This window comes from Streptococcus mitis (assembly GCF_946188685.1).
In the GTDB taxonomy this organism is placed as follows: domain Bacteria; phylum Bacillota; class Bacilli; order Lactobacillales; family Streptococcaceae; genus Streptococcus; species Streptococcus mitis_CC.
Genome location: NZ_CAMHWH010000021.1, coordinates 1 through 998 on the forward strand (window position 1 = coordinate 1; position 998 = coordinate 998).

The 998-nt window shown below is 36.6% G+C and carries 1 pseudogene; it reads right to left on the reverse strand.

The features are described 5' to 3' along the window. A pseudogene (locus N8N51_RS10325) lies at positions 1–998 on the reverse strand (bacteriocin-associated integral membrane family protein); the annotation flags it as partial.

The following is a 998-nucleotide window of genomic DNA, read 5'->3' on the forward strand; positions in this document are numbered from 1 at the left end:
CTAGCTATTCCAACAATAGCTCCTAGGATTAAAGTTGCTGTTTCAGTTTGAACTTCATTATAACGAGTTAGATAAACACTTCTTCCTTCTTTAAGATAGGATACTTGCTCATAAATTCCAGCTTTCTTTAAGAGTTCTAGCCCACTCTCATATCCTTTGATAAAGAGTTGTTTTCCAGCATTGATAGACCAACTAGATTTGGAAATGATACTATCACCTGTAGATGTTGGAGTAAATACAACTAAAATCGGATCAGTCAAATACTGAGTGGATACGGGATTTTCACCGTTATTATAAACAAATCGCTTTTCTCCTGTTGGAAGATAACTAACAATCGCTCTCATTTCATACTCTAAAGGAGCGTCTTTATCCTCACTTGATTGTCCATAAGAGTTTAAACTTTCTTCAAAAACTTTCTTAAATTCTGCTTCCTGTGAACGAAGAGATTCTGGTAATAAGAGTCCAAATTCACCTTTTTGGAGATGAGCTAACTTCTGTTTGGTCTCAGCATCTACTACGACCTTTTCCTTATCCAAATAACTGGGACTAACATAGAGCGTATTAGCATCTGGACTATAGGTATCCAGTGTCTCTCCCTGTTCATTTTTTCCTTGTGGATTGGCAAAATGGAACAGATTATCCTTTACATAAAGAGCTTGTTCTTCTTCGATTGCTTCCTTGGCAAAGGCATACCACTTATTCTGATTTTCTGTATCATTTACTCTGTCACCTAAGCCAAAAGAAATTTGATAATAGTCTGCTCTGTCCTGCCATGCTTGTTTTGAAATTTCAAGTTCTTTCAATCGTTGGTAAGACGTCAAACCTGTCTTAACAGCGTAGCCTACTGTAAAGACAGCAACCAACTGACACAATAGGGTTAAAGCCATCAAGCGTTTAAGGGGTAATCTCCCCTTAATAACAGGAACTAATGCTTTGTAACTCAAACTCATTAGATAAAGAAGCATTAGTAAAATTGAAATCGCCAATAAAAACAACAG